13 protein-coding genes are annotated in these 15,777 nt (G+C 45.3%); 6 read left to right on the forward strand and 7 right to left on the reverse strand.

Features of this window, described 5'->3' with window-relative positions:
* The first annotated feature begins 128 nt into the window (after positions 1 to 128).
* On the forward strand, positions 129 to 1,478 hold the full coding sequence (locus tag B5D26_RS07975) for a phthiocerol/phthiodiolone dimycocerosyl transferase family protein (RefSeq protein WP_159445618.1): 1,350 nt from the start codon (positions 129 to 131) through the stop codon (positions 1,476 to 1,478).
* A gap of 138 nt (positions 1,479 to 1,616) precedes the next feature.
* On the opposite strand, the gene rimO is transcribed toward B5D26_RS07975, so the two are convergent.
* The 3 genes from rimO to B5D26_RS07990 all read right to left on the reverse strand — a co-directional run bounded on the left by rimO (position 1,617) and on the right by B5D26_RS07990 (position 5,521).
* Positions 1,617 to 2,939: a 30S ribosomal protein S12 methylthiotransferase RimO gene (rimO, locus tag B5D26_RS07980; protein WP_078745203.1), complete on the reverse strand. Its 1,323-nt coding sequence runs from the start codon at positions 2,937 to 2,939 to the stop codon at positions 1,617 to 1,619.
* Positions 2,940 to 3,035: 96 nt separating this feature from the next.
* A complete protein-coding gene (locus B5D26_RS07985) occupies positions 3,036 to 3,638 on the reverse strand; it encodes an indolepyruvate oxidoreductase subunit beta (RefSeq protein WP_078745204.1) in 603 nt (200 codons plus the stop codon).
* Positions 3,635 to 5,521 (reverse strand): thiamine pyrophosphate-dependent enzyme, encoded by a 1,887-nt coding sequence (locus tag B5D26_RS07990; protein ID WP_078745205.1) that lies wholly within the window; start codon positions 5,519 to 5,521, stop codon positions 3,635 to 3,637. The genes B5D26_RS07985 and B5D26_RS07990 overlap by 4 nt, the downstream gene beginning before the upstream one ends.
* A 253-nt stretch (positions 5,522 to 5,774) precedes the next feature.
* On the opposite strand from B5D26_RS07990, the gene B5D26_RS07995 reads away from it, so the two are divergent.
* Complete coding sequence (locus B5D26_RS07995; protein ID WP_200810643.1) at positions 5,775 to 6,158, forward strand: rhodanese-like domain-containing protein; 384 nt, start codon at positions 5,775 to 5,777, stop codon at positions 6,156 to 6,158.
* A gap of 73 nt (positions 6,159 to 6,231) precedes the next feature.
* Here B5D26_RS07995 and ppsR read toward each other — a convergent pair whose 3' ends face one another.
* The gene (ppsR, locus tag B5D26_RS08000; RefSeq protein ID WP_078745207.1) at positions 6,232 to 7,032 is read right to left on the reverse strand and encodes a posphoenolpyruvate synthetase regulatory kinase/phosphorylase PpsR; all 801 of its coding nucleotides are present in this window, start codon (positions 7,030 to 7,032) and stop codon (positions 6,232 to 6,234) included.
* 92 nt (positions 7,033 to 7,124) lie between these two features.
* Between ppsR and ppsA the strand changes: the two genes are divergently transcribed.
* Positions 7,125 to 9,488: a phosphoenolpyruvate synthase gene (gene ppsA, locus B5D26_RS08005; protein WP_078745208.1), complete on the forward strand. Its 2,364-nt coding sequence runs from the start codon at positions 7,125 to 7,127 to the stop codon at positions 9,486 to 9,488.
* Between the two features lie 72 nt (positions 9,489 to 9,560).
* Entirely contained in the window at positions 9,561 to 10,325 is a 765-nt protein-coding gene (locus B5D26_RS08010; protein WP_078745209.1) for a type 2 periplasmic-binding domain-containing protein, read from the forward strand.
* A gap of 97 nt (positions 10,326 to 10,422) precedes the next feature.
* On the opposite strand, the gene B5D26_RS08015 is transcribed toward B5D26_RS08010, so the two are convergent.
* Positions 10,423 to 11,979 carry a methyl-accepting chemotaxis protein gene (locus tag B5D26_RS08015; protein WP_078745210.1) on the reverse strand — a complete coding sequence of 519 codons (1,557 nt, stop codon included), beginning with the start codon at positions 11,977 to 11,979 and terminating at the stop codon, positions 10,423 to 10,425.
* A gap of 266 nt (positions 11,980 to 12,245) precedes the next feature.
* Here B5D26_RS08015 and B5D26_RS08020 point away from each other — a divergent pair, with 266 nt between their 5' ends.
* Both B5D26_RS08020 and rlmC read left to right on the forward strand, forming a co-directional pair.
* Positions 12,246 to 12,491 carry a hypothetical protein gene (locus B5D26_RS08020; RefSeq protein WP_078745211.1) on the forward strand — a complete coding sequence of 82 codons (246 nt, stop codon included), beginning with the start codon at positions 12,246 to 12,248 and terminating at the stop codon, positions 12,489 to 12,491.
* A gap of 103 nt (positions 12,492 to 12,594) precedes the next feature.
* Complete coding sequence (gene rlmC / locus B5D26_RS08025; protein WP_078745212.1) at positions 12,595 to 13,743, forward strand: 23S rRNA (uracil(747)-C(5))-methyltransferase RlmC; 1,149 nt, start codon at positions 12,595 to 12,597, stop codon at positions 13,741 to 13,743.
* 26 nt (positions 13,744 to 13,769) lie between these two features.
* On the opposite strand, the gene B5D26_RS08030 is transcribed toward rlmC, so the two are convergent.
* Positions 13,770 to 14,456, reverse strand: coding sequence for a sugar transferase (locus B5D26_RS08030; RefSeq protein WP_234985243.1), 687 nt, complete (start codon positions 14,454 to 14,456; stop codon positions 13,770 to 13,772).
* Positions 14,457 to 14,515: 59 nt separating this feature from the next.
* Positions 14,516 to 15,760, reverse strand: a complete 1,245-nt coding sequence (locus B5D26_RS08035) for a glycosyltransferase family 2 protein (RefSeq protein WP_078745213.1) — start codon at positions 15,758 to 15,760, stop codon at positions 14,516 to 14,518.
* Positions 15,761 to 15,777: the final 17 nt, after the last annotated feature.

Consider the following 15,777-nt stretch of genomic DNA (forward strand, 5'->3'; position numbering starts at 1 on the left):
ACAGAGTGTAAAACTCTAAAAGTCAGATATAACTACAGTGTATCCTATATTCACGTACTGTAAACTTGATGCAAGGCAATTATTTTACATTGCAGAGCTATAGTTTTTCACAAGGATACTATTGGATAATGTTACGTTTTCTTGATCCGGCTGAGCATTACTTTTGGATACTCGACCAAGTTTCCAGCATGAACTTTGTGGTGATTGCGGAGCTTAAGCAAACTTTTAATAGCAAAGACTTTGAGCAGGCACTGTCCGTTTTACAAGCGCAATTAACTGAAGAAGCGATATTTAACCTTGTAGTGCAAAGCACAGCGGAAGGGCGGCTTTATTTTGAAACACACCAAGATAGTATTTCATTAGAAACTCTCAATAGCCGACAAGCTGCTCACAAAGTGCTAGCAAAGTACTTACCACAAAAGTTTACTCTTGATGAGCCATTGGTGCGTGCGTTCTATATCAATCACTCGCAGCAAAACCGCTCTAGTATCGCACTAATGTTTAATCATGCGATTGCAGATGGCAAAACGGGCATGGCCCTACTGCGCCGATGGCTAGATTTACACGCAGAGGTTTTATCCGAGCAGGCAGGATCTATTATCAGTACACCCTCTTTGGCCTGCCAGCAACCTCTGCTTCAAGCCAATGCACCATTGCATCAACTGCTACCTACCTATTTCACGCTCTCTGCAAATGCAGACTCGAATGCACCGCAGGTGCAGTTATCAGAGCTATTAGAGCAAAGGAAAAATGATTTACGCCGATTTGGCCGACCAGATGCATTAACTCTAACCAATAGTCAGCCTGAAACTAGTCAGCCTGAAACCTTTGCTATTGAGCTTGATACCGCACAGCTTCAACAACTGCAACAAGCTTGTAAACGTGCAAAATGCAGTGTGCATGGTGCGTTAATGGCTGCTCAATTATTAACGATCAAACAGCTAGAAACAGATGATAAGAACCGTGAGTTAACACTTTGTTTAACCAGTCCTGTTGATTTACGTCGTTTTTTTGCCGATAAGCATCATGATATTGGTATGTACACTTCCCTTGTTTATTCTGCCTACAGAATTGGCTCTAATACTGACTTTTGGTCACTGGCTCAACAGGCAAGTAAAGAGATCAAGTTACAATTAGAAAGAGGAGATGCCAGCCATTTCTATCACTTAGCTGGAACAACGGATATTCCACTACTGCCTGAAGCGATGGCTCAGTTCAAAGTACAGATATTAAAATCTGCACCGCAGAGCCTAATTAGCAATATCGGTGTTATACCTGATACAGGTCTAGACTATGTTCAGCAGCTCAGCTTCGCACTTTGCCCTATACCATCTCAACCAATATTCACTGCGGTAACTTCCTATAAGGGCGTTTTGCGCTTAAATATCACCCACGATCAAAGCCAAACTCAACCTGAAGTAATACAGCTACTGGTAGAGAATATGAAGCAGCGGTTATTAGAGAGTTGCTTTATTTGAGCGGAGAGATATGTTTTGAGTGCTGCAAATTAAGAGAATAAGTGCCATTTAGTCATAAGACGATGAAGGCTTCTTGGTTTAAAAGAAGCCCTCATCTAGGCATCATTTGGTGGCAATCAGTATTTCAAAACTGATGATTTAGATCGCTTCTGCCCATAAGTCATGCTCATCCGCATCGACAATACGAACACGCACAATCTCACCCGGCTCAAAATCGGTTTGATCCAATAAGTGAACTTCACCGTCAATCTCAGGTGCATCACCTTTGGTACGACCAATAGCGCCATCTTCACCCACGATGTCGATGATAACGTCCATTTCTTGGCCGATTTTATCCTGTAGTTTTTGCGCGCTGATCTCTGCCTGCACTTCCATAAAGCGCGCTAGACGATCTTCTTTAACATCTTCTGGCACCGCATTCGGCAGTTCGTTGGCAGGTGCGCCATCAACTGGCGAGTAAGTGAAGCAACCGACACGATCAAGCTGCGCTTCACGTAGAAAATCAAGCAGGTATTCAAAGTGCTCTTCTGTTTCACCAGGGAAGCCTACAATGAAAGTACTGCGAATGGTGATCTCTGGGCAGATTTCACGCCATTTTTTGATACGCTCTAAAGCTTTTTCAGATGCGGCTGGGCGCTTCATCATTTTCAGCACTTCAGGGTGCGCATGTTGCAGAGGAATGTCCAAATAAGGCACGATCAAACCTTCTGCCATCAATGGAATCACATCGTCAACGCTTGGATAAGGGTAGACATAATGCAGGCGCACCCATACACCCAGCTCACCAAGGGCTTGGCACAGCTCTTTTAAGCGTGTCTTTAATGGACGTCCCTGCCAAAAGCCCAGCTTGTATTTCTGATCAACACCATAAGCACTGGTGTCTTGAGACACAACCAATAACTCTTTAACACCTGCATCCACTAAACGTTGTGCTTCATCCATTACGCTGCCGATTGGACGACTGTCTAAATCGCCACGCAACGCTGGAATAATGCAGAATGTGCAGCGGTGGTTACAGCCTTCTGAAATCTTCAGATACGAGTAATGGCGCGGCGTTAGCTTAATCCCTTGTGGTGGTACAAGATCAACAAATGGATCATGATCTTTCTTAGGTGGCAGATATTGATGTACAGCACCCACCACTTGCTCATATTGCTGAGGACCGGAAACGCTTAACACTTGCGGATAAGCATCCAGAATTTGATTGCCATCAGCCCCCATGCAGCCAGTTACAATGACTTTGCCATTTTCTTGCAAAGCTTCACCAATGGCTTGCAAAGACTCTGCTTTGGCGGCGTCAATAAATCCGCAGGTATTCACAACAACTAAGTCAGCGCCTTCGTAAGTAGACGAGATCTCGTAACCTTCAGTGCGCAACTGGGTCAAAATACGCTCAGAATCAACCAGTGCTTTTGGGCAACCGAGACTTACAAAGCCGACTTTTGGGTTTTCAGCGGACATTCAACAACCTCAAGCATGAAATAAAAAACCCGCGCATTCTACCTTAGAGAACACGCGGGTTGTAGCGCTATTCAATGTTTGAGACTGAATTGCGACTTAGTTTTGCTTCGCGGCGGTACGCCCTGCTTCAAAAGCCTTTTGGTTCAGCTCTAATAACGCCTGAGATTTGTGCTGAAAGCGCTTGAGTACACTGGCTTTCAGTACCTCTGCGTCAAAGGGCAGTTGATCGGCAATCGCACCCAACATGATGGTATTCACCAAGCGACGATCGCCTAACTCTAGGGCTAGTGCTCCAGCGTTAAAAGCATGTACTTCTCGCTTAGAGGTTTTCATTTCTGTTACAGGATCGTCTGGATAGTCAAATAGACCGATACTGACAACAGGGGGGGCTAAGCGAAAGGTGTTCACCATCGCGACCCCTTCTGGACGCAGATGCGTCACCCAGCGCAGGGCTTCCGCAGGCTCAAAGGCCACCAAAACATCCGCCTCACCTGCGGCGATAGAGGGCGAATGCACCTTTTGACCAAAGCGTACATGAGAGGTCACCACCCCACCCCGCTGAGCCATGCCAGCAACTTCTGTTTTTTTAACATCAAAACCGAGCGACATTGCAGTTTCTGACAAAATCTCTGCGGCGGTCATCACCCCTTGACCACCAATGCCTGCGACTAAAATGTTGGTTACAGTTGCTGAATTCATGATTTGATCTCCACACCTAGGTGGTCAGCCGCGTAACCACTTATTATCGTTTGAGCTGGCACAATGGCCTTAGGCCCACAAGTGCCCACACACAAATTACAGCCCGTACAAGCCGCAGTATCAATATTGACAAAAGCCAGCTCTTTTTCAGAGCCATTGGGTTTGACCACTGTTTCACGGCGGCTCACCAAAATTGCGGGACAGCCCACTTCTAAGCAGTTGCCACAGCCATTGCAATCACTGTCTTCAACCTTTAACGGCTGCATCGCATGGTAGCGTTCTGTCAACACACAGGGCTGATTGGTGATAATCACCGATACATCATCAACCTTGGTTTCATCACGCAGGGTTTTAAAGAGCGTTGGTAGTTCATAAGGATCAACCACATGCACACGCTCTTCTTTAACGCCTAGGGCTTTAACAAGTTGAGGAAAATCAACGCTGATGGTCTTCTCACCTTGCAGGTTGATACCACTGGAGGGTGCGTTTTGACCACCAGTCATGCCGACCGCTCGGTTGTCTAACAATAAGACCGTCACATTGGCCTTGTTATAAGTCAGATCCAACAACCCTTGCATACCCATATGCAAAAAGGTCGAATCGCCAATAACTGAGATCACTTTCTTGTTGCTATCCGCGTCTTGACGACCTTTATCTAAGCCTAAGGCGACCCCCATTGACGCCCCCATGCTGATACAAGTGTCTAACGCATTCCAAGGATGCCCTGCACCTAGGGTATAGCAACCAATGTCACCTGAAATATAGGTGTTCCTAACTTTAGACAAGGTGTAATACACCCCCAAATGCGGACAAGCGACACACATAGTAGGAGGGCGAGGAAATACTTGCGTTGTGTGAATCAACTGGGTTGGCGGAGTTTTCACCTCTGCCGCATGCCCTTCAATCGCGGCTTTTAACACGACGGGGGTTAACTCGCCAATATTCGGCAAAATCGACTTACCCTCTAGGGCGATGCCTTCTGCTTTTAGTTCTTTTTCTAAAAGCGGCTCAACTTCTTCGACCAAAATCAGTCGCTTGATATTTTGACTAAAGGCGCGAATTTTCTCTAATGGTGCTGGGTGACTAAAACCTAGCTTGAGCACAGAGGCTTCAGGATAAGCTTCTTTTACATGCTGATAGGCCACGCCTGACACAATAAAGCCCAGCTCATCAGAGCCTTGCTCTACCACGTTTAAATCAGAGGCTTCGGCTGCGCTTAAGAGCACCGCGTCACGCTGCATCATCAAGGGTATGCGGTTTTTAGCGTGACCTGGCACCATTACAAAACGAGCAGGGTCTTTCAAAAAACCCTGTTTTGCCGTTGGTGCTGCGGGGAATCGGGTTTCTAACATCCCTTTCACGTGACAGATACGCGTGGTCAAACGTACCAATACTGGCGTCTGATATTGCTCGGAAAGATCAAATGCAAGACGGGTGAAGTCATAAGCCTCTTGAGTATCCGCAGGCTCCAACACGGGGATATGAGCAAAACGCCCCCAATAGCGCGAATCCTGTTCATTCTGAGATGAAGACAGCCCCACGTCATCCGCAACCACCACCACTAATCCCCCTATCGCCCCAATAAGGGTTTGCGTCATCAAGGCATCGGAAGCAACGTTTAACCCTACATGCTTCATGGCGCATAAGGCGCGGCTGCCCGCTAAAGAGGCCCCTATAGCAACCTCAAGCGATACCTTTTCATTGATCGACCACTCAGAATAGATATCAGGATAGGCGGCGATATATTCAAGAATTTCTGTTGAAGGTGTACCTGGATAAGCTGCGGCAACTTTGACCTTTGCATCTCTGGCGGCCAGAGATACAGCCTCGTTACCTGAAACAAAGAGCCGGCTTTGCTCTGAAATCGGATGTCTCGCGTTCAATTGTCATTCCTCATCAATCAGGCTTTGCAAGCCCAGCTCTGCATTTTGTGTTACCAATCAGATGTTGGTAATCAATTATTTGTATTATTTTTTTGACAGGTACGTCATGCTAAAGCATCAAATAATTTGCATATTGATACTTGTCAAAATTCAGCAACATTTTTACTCCTATGGACAAAAAGCCTGCAACATTGTGAATACACCCAGACTGCTCTAATATCAGTACAACGCAATATAATTACCTGAGGACCACATGATGTCGCTAACCGCACAAGATTTGGTTATGCAAGCCAAAGCTCATATTCAAGAATGTTCAGCAAATGAAGCTGCTGAGCGCATTAACAATGGTGCACTAGCCCTTGACGTCAGAGAGCCGCAAGAGTTTATGCAGGGCCACGTGCCTAACGCGATAGATGTACCAAGAGGCGTATTAGAGTTTCGTGTAGCTGCCCATCCTCAGCTACAAAATCAAGAACAAGAGATCGTGGTGTACTGTCAAGCTGGCGGTCGAGGGGCGTTAGCCACCCAAACACTACAACAGATGGGATTTACCAATGTGATCAATATGATGGGCGGATATGCTGCATGGGTTGAGGCGGGCTTAACCGAACAGAAAGACCCTGCTGAGTGGGAATAGGTTCAGCCTATTTGCTTGATAAAGTGCTATGAAAAGCCTTTGATCCGTTTGTTCAAAGGCTTTCTACGTAGACTTACTTCGGACTGGTACGTCTTTCAATTCCCGCTTGTTCCATCATACGAGTGGAAATCTCTTCAATTGAGGAGTGGGTGGTATTGATATAAGGGATGCTGTAGCGCTCGTATAACATTTCCACCTCACGCACTTCCGCCTCACAGGTATTCAGCGCAGAATAACGGCTATCAGGTCGTCGCTCGTTACGAATTGCAGCAAGGCGTTCAGGTTCAATGGTCAAACCGTATAGCTTATGCTTGTAAGGCCGCAGGGCTTTAGGCAAATCGCCATATTCAAAATCTTCTTCTGTCAGCGGATAGTTGGCTGCACGAATACCAAATTGCAGCGCCATATACAAACAGGTAGGCGTTTTACCGCAACGAGATGGGCCAACCAAAATGATGTCAGCTTTATCGTTATCAATGGCAAAATGCACCGAATCAATGCGGTCCTTGTATACTTGGTCATCTTTAGCAATGGAGTGTGACTTGCCCACGCTATAAGAAGAGGCTGAGCCTAATTCATCTTCAAGTGGCGCAAGAAAGGTTGAGAAAATATCCAGCATAAAAGCATTGGCATCTTTTAATACTAAGCGCACTTTATCGTCAACGATTGTGTCTACCACAATTGGCCGTATACCATCAGCCTCAGCTACTGTGTTAATTTGGTGGACTAACTTACCTGCTTTCTCGACGGTATCAATAAAGGGCTTGATCACATAAACAAATTCAGTGTGTTCAAACTGCCCTAAAAGGCTTCTGCCTAGGGCTTCTACGGTGATTCCCGTGCCATCGGAAATAAAAAAGGCGGTACGTTTCATAATTAACCGTTAGCAAGTTCATGTTATCATTAAGTAAATATACGGCTTATTGTCGAAGAATTCGTCTGAAAAGCAAGCTCCGGGGGAATTAAGTGAAAGGTTATGTTGCGTGGTTTGACCAACTGGGTATGCAGGATGTTGAGCATGTCGGTGGTAAAAATGCTTCTTTAGGGGAGATGATCAGTAACTTGTCAGGGGTGGGCGTCTCGGTTCCAAATGGTTTTGCCACCACTGCACAGGCCTATCGTGAGTTTTTAAACTACGAAGGTTTGGCTGATCGCATCAACGCTGAGCTGGCTCAGTTAGATGTTGATGATATCACCGCCTTGATGAAAACAGGGGCGTTGATTCGTGGCTGGATTATTGAAACCCCCTTCCCGCCAGCATTAGAACAGGCTGTAGCAGAGGCTTATAGTAAGCTACAAAACGGTAACGAAAGCCTAAAAGTTGCAGTGCGTTCTTCTGCAACAGCAGAAGACTTGCCAGATGCGTCTTTTGCTGGCCAGCAAGAAACTTTCTTGAATATTCAGGGATTAGAACAGGTTAAAACAGCAATCAAAGAGGTGTTTGCCTCACTGTTCAATGACCGTGCAATCTCTTATCGCGTTCACCGTGGCTTTGACCACAGCTTGGTTGCGTTGTCTGCAGGTATTCAAAAAATGGTACGCAGTGAGACAGGCACTAGCGGCGTGATGTTCACTTTGGATACTGAATCTGGCTTTCGTGATGCAATTTTTATCACGGCATCTTATGGCCTAGGTGAAACGGTTGTACAAGGTGCGGTAAATCCTGACGAGTTTTATGTACACAAGCCAACGCTAGCGGCAGGTCGTTTTGCGGTTTTACGCCGTAATCTTGGCTCTAAAATGATCAAGATGGTATATGGCGCCCAAGCGGAAACAGGCAAATCAGTTGAAACTGTTGATGTTTCAGTGGATGCTCGCAACCGTTTTTGCTTGAGTGACGAAGATGTTATGGCGCTGGCGCGTCAAGCCATGACCATTGAAAAGCACTATGGCCGTCCGATGGATATCGAATGGGCTAAAGATGGTGATGATGGTCAGCTATATATTGTGCAAGCCCGCCCTGAAACAGTAAAAAGTCGCACCGAACAAAATGTGATGGAGCGCTACCTGCTTAAAGAGCGTGGCGAAGTATTGTGCGAAGGTCGTTCAATAGGTCAGCGTATCGGTAAAGGTGCTGTACGAATTGTCTATTCTCCAGATGAGATGGACAAAGTACAGGCAGGCGACATTCTGGTTACAGATATGACAGACCCAGACTGGGAACCTGTCATGAAGCGTGCTTCTGCCATTGTTACCAATCGTGGAGGCCGTACCTGTCACGCAGCAATTATTGCCCGTGAGTTGGGTATTCCTGCGGTAGTGGGCTGTGGTGATGCGACAGAACTGTTGAAAGAAGGTCAGCCTGTTACGGTCTCTTGTGCAGAAGGTGATACAGGCTTTATCTATGCAGGCGAGCTAGATTTTGAGTTGATGACCAATAATGTCGACTCAATGCCTAATATTCCGTTCAAAATTATGATGAATGTGGGTAACCCTGATCGTGCCTTTAGTTTTGCAAGCTTGCCTAATGAAGGGGTCGGTTTAGCGCGTTTAGAGTTCATCATCAATCGTATGATTGGCGTACACCCTAAAGCGTTGATGGATTACGATATGCTTGATCCAGACCTACAGCGCAGCATCGACAAACGCATTGCAGGTTACGCCAGTCCCGTTGATTTTTACGTACAAAAATTAGTGGAAGGGATCTCAACTCTTGCTGCTGCTTTTTATCCGAAAAAGGTGATTGTGCGTCTGTCAGACTTTAAGTCTAATGAGTACAGCAACCTGATTGGTGGCAAGCTATATGAGCCTGCGGAAGAAAACCCCATGCTGGGCTTCCGTGGTGCTGCACGTTATATCTCACAATCTTTCCGTAGCTGCTTTGAGCTGGAGTGCCGTGCGTTAAAGCGTGTGCGTGATGATATGGGGCTGACCAATGTCGAAATCATGGTGCCTTTTGTGCGTACCCTAGGTGAAGCTCGTGAAGTGATCGACCTGTTAGCGGCCAATGGCTTGAAACGCGGCGAGAATGATCTAAAAGTGATCATGATGTGCGAGCTGCCTGCCAATGCGATTTTGGCTGACCAGTTCCTCGATTATTTTGATGGTTTCTCGATTGGTTCAAATGATCTGACGCAGCTGACGTTAGGTTTAGATCGTGACTCTGGCATTGTTGCCCATCTATTTGATGAGCGGAATCCAGCGGTAAAAGCTTTGCTGCACATGGCGATTAGTGCGTGTAAAAAGGCGGGCAAATACGTCGGCATTTGCGGACAAGGGCCTTCAGATCATCCTGACTTAGCCAAGTGGCTGATGGAAGAGGGCATTGACAGTGTTTCTCTTAACCCTGATGCCGTTTTAGAAACTTGGTTTATGCTGGCTGAAAAATAACCTTATTTTTCGAGCTTGATAAAACAGCGCTATGCTTACACAGATAGCGCTGTTTTTATTGGTGGGATATTTATGTCAGTGTATCTTAAAAGTCATGCGATTCTGTTTGTTGTTGCGCTTAGCCTATTGGTATTGATGAGCTTTGCAGTGAAAACCTACGCTGAGTCTAGTGCTATTTTAAGTCGCCCAAAAGCAGTGCAGGTTATAGAGGTATTGGCCATTGAGTATCCTCCCTTTACCAGTGCAACACTTATAGATTCTGGACTTTCTTTTCGGCTTTTAAACGGAAGAGTTGCGCATAGTTCCTTAAGCATAAATGCCCACTTTTTGCCTTCTGCTAGAGCACAAAAGCAGGTCGACTCCGGGCAGTGGATTGCCAGCTTTTATCCCCCAACGTCCCCTGTGCCTGTAGTTTATAGAAAAATACCACTATCAAACCAGCCTCTAGAAATTGGTTTGTTTAGACTGCTACCATCAGATTCTGATCAGCCTTTTCGTTGGTCTCAGCTCAACGAACTGGCAGGATTAAAAGTAGCCATTGGCAGACGTAGTAGTGCTGGCCCTTTAAGTACTCAACTAACTGAAGCAAAGGTTCAAGTTATAGAGACTGATAGCCTAAACCAAGGGTTTCAGCTGCTACAGCGTGGTCGTGTTGATGCTGTTTTTGCTGAAAAACTATCAGGCTTTTTTACAGTTCAGCTTTTGGGCTTATCAGAGACACAGTTCCAGTTTTCAGAAACAGTTTTTGAGCAAACACCAATCGCCATTTGGGTGAATACTATTCACCCAAATGGCCGCTGGCTAATTGAGGTTTTAGAGCAAAGTCGCAAGCACTGATTTCTTCTGCACATTACCACACAAAAACAGCGCTGGTGTGGCAACAAAACTTGAATTTTTGCAGAACCTCAGCCTAGCCTAAGGTTTAGCTTTACCTCTAACGCGCAATACTTTGCATAATGGTTTGGACATTTTGAATCAGGTGATTAGAGGCATTCTTAGTCTGCTCTGCCGCCTGCATAGCAGCTTCGGTACTACTTCTCACCTCTGCTAAATTATTTGTCACAGCTTCAGCTGCAGTACTTTCTTCTACTGCAGTGGCTGCAATTTCTTGGCTCATTTTTGTAATATCAACCATCATCTGACTGATCTGTATTAAGGCTGCTTTGGCTGCATCAGCATGGCTTACACTGTTGCTGGCTTGCAAACAGCTTTTGCGCATCACTTCTGTTACTTCATCGGTTTCTCGCTCTAAACGCTCTAGGATGTGATGGATCTCTTTTGTAGATGCCTGCGTACGTTGCGCTAAAGACCTTACTTCATCTGCAACTACAGCAAATCCTCTACCCTGCTCTCCAGCACGAGCCGCTTCAATGGCAGCGTTTAGCGCCAGTAAGTTGGTCTGCGCAGCAATATCCGTGATTAAACCGACAACGTGAGCAATATCTTTACCTGCTCGATGTAAAGACTCTACTTGCATTGAGGATTGTTGTAATTGATCCGACAGCCCTCCAATAGCCGTAGCTGTATCGCTCACGACATTTTGGCCTTGCTGAGCTAGCTTTTCTGCTTGTAATGTTGCTGCCGAAGTATTCTGAGCCTGTGTTGCAACCTCGTCTACTGCAACAGCCATCTGCGCAATGGCTGAGGCGATACTTTGCACCTCTTGCCCTTGTTGCAGTACAGCAGTAGCAGCCTGCTGTGAAACCTGAGCGGTTCCTCGCCCTAAATGCTCTAGCTCTTGGGCCGAATGACGAATGCGTGTTGTTACCGCTCGCTCATTTGCTTTTTGCAGCATTGCAGATAGTTCAAATGCACCTGCTTCACCCGCAGTACCTGTATACATTTCTGCTAGAAGTGGGCTATCAATTAATCTTTTCGCTTTACTAACGCCAATTCTTAAAGGGCGGATAAAAAAGCGAATCAAGCCAATCATAAGTAAAGCGATGACAGCAGAGGCTACTAAACTTCCCTCAAAACCGATTGGAAAGAGTACGGTAAGCAAGCTAGGTAAGAATGCGGATAAGAGCATAACCGCAGGCAATGTTGCTGTTAAAGGCAGATCGTAAAGACTCCGACGACTCCGGCCTTGGTTGATACGTTGATAGACTTGTTCTGTCCTTTCAATTTGGCTCTTAGTAGGTTGTACACGAACGGACTGAAAGCCTATTACCGAACCTGATGCCACAATTGGCGTCACAAAAGCATTTACCCAGTAGTGATCACCATTTTTGCAGCGATTCTTAACCACGCCCATCCAAGACTTGCCTTGTTGTAGTGTTTGCCACATATCAGCAAAGACAGGAGGAGGGACATCCGGATGACGCACAAGGTTGTGTGGCTGGCCTAAAAGTTCATCTTGGCTGAAGCCACAAACCTCAATAAAAGCATCGTTAACATAGGTGATTTGACCTTTGAGATTGGTCGTTGAAACAAGTGGCACCCCTTTAGGAAAAGCTCTTTCCTTCTGGGTGACTGGTAGATTGGTTTTCATGTTACGATTCCGTGTAGCAAAGAAGGTATGTGTTGTTATTTTGTTTTTCTTTGTATCTGAGGCCGCAATATTCTAACGACTAAACCATTTGCTTTAATGATCTAAGTCAAGCAAGTATTAAACCTTAGATGTAGCTTATGGAGGACTCTGTAACAAATTTACAAAAACTAGATGCTGTGTATTTGATCTGTAAGCTTTTTTTCTAATTTTAGGTAACATCTCCCAGCCAAAGCTGGGATACTAAGCTTTAGTATTAAGGGAATGTTATGGCCAAGAAAAAGTCTAGTGCATCTGTCGAGCTTTTAGATCGGCTTGCTCGATGGCAGCGTGAGCGCTTAACTGAAGATGCTATTTTTCTCGCAGATGAAATGCCGAATGTGCTGAGCGATGTCGCTTTAATCAAGGCCAGTTTTTTTGCACTAAGAGAAAAAGTGGCTTTGTTAGAGGAGGATGTGGAGGGCTACAAACATCGGCAAGTATTGCTTGATTTTGACGATGAACAAAAGCATTAACACTTTAGACTTGAGTTTAAAACCACTAAACTGCGCGCTTATTTTTGATGCCACATTGTAGTATCTAACCTGCGTTTGTCATTCACTCTGGATAGGCTTTTCTGTGAACTGCGATTACTTTGAAAACGGCCAATGCCGTTCTTGCCAAAATATTCAAACACCAATCACAGAGCAAGTTAGCCAAAAATATGCCCATCTGCGAGCCTTATTGTCGCCTTATCAAGTGACCAATTGGCTTTCTCCGATTCAGGGCAAAGAGTTGGCCTTTCGAAACAAAGCCAAAATGGTTGCTTTAGGCATGGCACACGCCCCTATTCTGGGTGTTGTAAACCCTGCTGGTGAAGCGATTAGCCTCTGTGACTGCCCACTTTACCCGCAGCCCATGCAGCAACTGCTAAAGCGGTTAGAGCTCTTTATTCAGCAAGCAGGTATTCCTCCTTACCGTATTGACAAGGCAAAAGGCGAGCTTAAATATATCCTGCTAACCCGTAGTGACTATAACGGGCAGTATATGTTGCGCTTTGTTCTACGTAGCCATAATAGTATTGAGCGCATTCGAGGCAACTTGCCAAAACTGTTATCTGAATACCCAGAAATATCAGTGGTCTCAGTGAATATCCAGCCTATCCATATGGCAATATTAGAAGGTGATGAGGAAATTTTCTTAACTGAAAGCACTCGCTTAGAAGAGCGCTTTAATGCAGTACCGCTTTTCATTCGGCCTAAAAGCTTTTTTCAGACCAACCCACAGGTTGCTGCTCAACTTTATCAAACTGCAAGGGAATGGACTCAGCAGTTAATTCAGCAATCGGTGATAGGTCATAATATATGGGATCTTTTCTGTGGCGTAGGTGGTTTCGGCTTACATTGTGCTAACCAAGAGATTCAGCTAACGGGCATTGAAATTGAAGCCGAAGCTATTGCTTGTGCTCAAATGTCAGCCAAAGCACTAGGACTTAAACAGGTTGAGTTTAAAGCCCTAGACTCAACGGATTTTGCACTGGGTAAACAGGCTGCTAATAAGCCTGATCTCATTGTAGTGAATCCTCCAAGGCGTGGTATCGGGGCTGAACTGTGCAAGGCACTGAGTGAGTTTGCACCACAGGCTATTATCTATTCTAGTTGTAATCCAAATACTCTGGCGCAAGATCTTGCACAAATTGAGGGCTACCAAGTATCTCAAGCACAACTTTTTGATATGTTCCCTCATACAGAACACTATGAAGTATTAGTGCTGTTATTGAAAAAATAGAGCGGCTAGCCTGAGGGGCTGTTGATTTACTGTCCACGCCCCATTATCACCACACTCACTGTTTTCAATGCCACGTGAATATCCATCAAAAACCAATCTTTAAGATTTGCCATTGAAACCGCGTAAGCTAAGTCGTAGCCAAGCTTGTTACGGCTATCTTCTATAGTTTCATCATAGCCTTGATAAACTTGCGCTAAGCCTGTGATGCCCGGTAGTACCCCGTACATGCGCTCATTGAACATAGGGATTTCATGTTCTAAGCGAGCCATTATGCCTGCTCGTTCAGGTCTTGGGCCTATCATCGACATCTCGCCTTTTAGTACGTTTATAAGTTGTGGCAACTCATCTAATCGGGTTTTACGCAGGAAGCGTCCTACGGTAGTGATCCTAGGGTCATTTTTGCTCGCCCACACAGGGCCACTCTTGGCTTCAGCATCCGCCACCATCGTTCTGAATTTCAACATAGTAAATAGGTTGAACTTGTTCGCATCAGCGACACCAATACGCTGCTGTTGAAACAACACTGGACCTTTTGAGCTAAGTTTAATTGCTAGCATAATCAATGGCCAAAGTGGCAATGTAAGCACAAAGAGTATACTAGCCAAGCTCAAGTCAAATACACGTTTAGCGATGCGAACTCGGGTAGGCACATAGTCCATTTGCACTGTTTCTTTTTGAGAGAGGTTGGTCAACCCGTTATTAAGCGTTTTCATAATGATACCCTCGTTGTTCAGAGTGGCGCGAAATAAGCGTTGTTACTTGTTAAATAAGCTTAATGAGAAACTTTTTTCCAAGGCTGTTGATAGCGGCCTCGCAAGTAATCAATACCACCAATTAGCCCAAGCACATGACCTGAAATTAAGTAGTGTAATTTGACTAAAGCAGGTTGCGTGCCAGGTTGTAACTGTTGTTTTATGACCAAACCATAAACCAGCAGCTGTAGCAGCAGTATGGGGCTTAACCAATAAGAGATTAGGCTTAGCCAGATCGAGGCAACAAAGCAACCAATAAAACACCAAGGCATAAAAGGTCTTAACCACTTACAAGAGAAAAACATCCAACTGGTATGCCCCAGCTTAGGATGCAATAAGCCTGTTAGACGTAAGCTTTGTTGCATATTGCCAGCAGAAATGCGTAAACGACGCTGAAAGTCTTGCTCAAGTGCACTCGACTCAAGTTCGATGGCGATGATTCTAGGGTCGTACACTACTCGATAGCCTTGTTCAACAATGCGACAAGGCAAAATAAAATCATCATTAATACTATCAAGGGGTAGTGGCTGAAATAGACTTTGACGTAGTAGATAAAAAGCACCATGAGCGCCCAACGTAGAGCCAATTTGGCTTTCGGCCTGCTTAATAGAGCACTGATAGTGCCAATAGCTTTGCTCTTGCGTACCCGCATTCGATAAAAAACGATAGGTCGCACATACCGCACCAATATGTTTACGTTTAAACCAAAGTGCTGCTAGCTTCAGTGCATCTACCGCCATAAGTGCAGACAGATCAGATAAAGCAATAATTTCAAAACGTGCTTTAGGTATCGCACGATTCAATTGTTGCAGTTTGCCTTGATTCTGCTCTTCAATTTGCAAAATGCAAGGCAGATGTTGGCACAATGGCTCTTGTAGAGTTTTTTCTGCAATATCAACAGAATCATCGGTACAACCATCAAAGATAAAGCGTATTTCTAAGCAGTCAGATGGGTAATCCAACAGCGCCAAATTACGGATTTTCTCTGCTATATGTGCGGATTCGTTGTAGACGGGAATAATTAAGCTAATTGGCGGCCAGTGCTCAGGAGCAAGCGCATCATCTGGCGACCTAGGATATAACTCTGGAGCAACAGGGTAGTGAGGATTAGGTTGCCTCTGAGCTAGAAATCTAATCAAAAGAGGGTAGCCAAAGTGGTGATAAACGATTAAACCACCACAAAATATTAGCAGCCCCCCAGCCGTTAACAGGGGCCAAAGCTGAGCTTCAATCAGCTGTGTGAGGCTTTGATAAGGGTGCCACATAATAACTCTCCTTCTAA

The organism is Oceanospirillum multiglobuliferum (assembly GCF_900167095.1).
Classification (GTDB): Bacteria; Pseudomonadota; Gammaproteobacteria; order Pseudomonadales; family Halomonadaceae; genus Oceanospirillum; species Oceanospirillum multiglobuliferum.

Excerpts from the sequence above, each read along its gene's own strand:
- B5D26_RS07975 (WP_159445618.1), top strand. The coding sequence starts at position 129 with ATGTTACGTTTTCTTGATCCGGCTGAGCATTACTTTTGGATACTCGAC.
- rimO (WP_078745203.1), bottom strand. The coding sequence starts at position 2,939 with ATGTCCGCTGAAAACCCAAAAGTCGGCTTTGTAAGTCTCGGTTGCCCA.
- B5D26_RS07985 (WP_078745204.1), bottom strand. The coding sequence starts at position 3,638 with ATGAATTCAGCAACTGTAACCAACATTTTAGTCGCAGGCATTGGTGGT.
- B5D26_RS07995 (WP_200810643.1), top strand. The coding sequence starts at position 5,775 with ATGATGTCGCTAACCGCACAAGATTTGGTTATGCAAGCCAAAGCTCAT.
- ppsR (WP_078745207.1), bottom strand. The coding sequence starts at position 7,032 with ATGAAACGTACCGCCTTTTTTATTTCCGATGGCACGGGAATCACCGTA.
- B5D26_RS08010 (WP_078745209.1), top strand. The coding sequence starts at position 9,561 with ATGTCAGTGTATCTTAAAAGTCATGCGATTCTGTTTGTTGTTGCGCTT.
- B5D26_RS08015 (WP_078745210.1), bottom strand. The coding sequence starts at position 11,979 with ATGAAAACCAATCTACCAGTCACCCAGAAGGAAAGAGCTTTTCCTAAA.
- B5D26_RS08020 (WP_078745211.1), top strand. The coding sequence starts at position 12,246 with ATGGCCAAGAAAAAGTCTAGTGCATCTGTCGAGCTTTTAGATCGGCTT.
- B5D26_RS08030 (WP_234985243.1), bottom strand. The coding sequence starts at position 14,456 with ATGAAAACGCTTAATAACGGGTTGACCAACCTCTCTCAAAAAGAAACA.
- B5D26_RS08035 (WP_078745213.1), bottom strand. The coding sequence starts at position 15,760 with ATGTGGCACCCTTATCAAAGCCTCACACAGCTGATTGAAGCTCAGCTT.